Origin of the sequence: Enterobacter cloacae complex sp. P16RS2 (genome assembly GCF_014982155.1) — a bacterium.
GTDB classification, from domain to species: domain Bacteria; phylum Pseudomonadota; class Gammaproteobacteria; order Enterobacterales; family Enterobacteriaceae; genus Enterobacter; species Enterobacter cloacae_M.
The window spans coordinates 1-596 of record NZ_JADCKW010000070.1; the positions used below are offsets into that span (position 1 = coordinate 1).

The window sequence follows — 596 nt, forward strand, 5'->3', positions numbered from 1 at the left end:
ATATTATCATTCTTATTTCCCGGTTATATTTGACACTTACACTATATCTCGTAATATAAATATATCCACTGTTTTATTTACGAGGTATATATGAGGAAAGTAAAATTAGACAATGATGATTTAATTCAGTTTCTGAACACTATCAAAGCATTAAAAAAATATCCAACGATGTCTGAATACAGAGAGGAATATCGCAGATTAAGAACCAATGGCTCATCCTTAATTGAAGCAAAGAAATTTAAATCGGCTCACACTGTTCTCCTTAGATTAGACCGAAAGAAAAAATCGCTGCTTGAAAAATTTATTGAAGAACTTAATCCTATTAGCCATGCTTCGGCTCTTGCATCCAAGAGCCTTGAGAAGGTTCAAGAATCCATACTCTACAGAAAAACTTTATTGGAAAAAACACCTGATGAACTCTTCGCTCTCGTCATAAAACAGCGTACAGAAGCTGCTCTTGAGTTCCAACGTTCTGTTGAACAGAGTCTTGAGCAACTCTCTAACATATCGTCAGAGTTCGAACCATCATGTCAACTACGACGAAAAATGGCCCTATAAATCAGTCCTCCGCTTTTCGTTTGAAATGGTTCAAATAC

At 35.6% G+C, this 596-nt stretch carries 1 protein-coding gene; it reads left to right on the forward strand.

Annotation, left to right across the window (positions count from 1 at the left end):
- Nucleotides 1–90 precede the first annotated feature (90 nt).
- A complete protein-coding gene (locus tag INF68_RS22845) occupies nt 91–558 on the forward strand; it encodes a DUF4756 family protein (protein ID WP_049121564.1) in 468 nt (155 codons plus the stop codon).
- Nucleotides 559–596 lie beyond the last annotated feature (38 nt).

Excerpts from the sequence above, each read along its gene's own strand:
- INF68_RS22845 (WP_049121564.1), top strand. The coding sequence starts at position 91 with ATGAGGAAAGTAAAATTAGACAATGATGATTTAATTCAGTTTCTGAAC.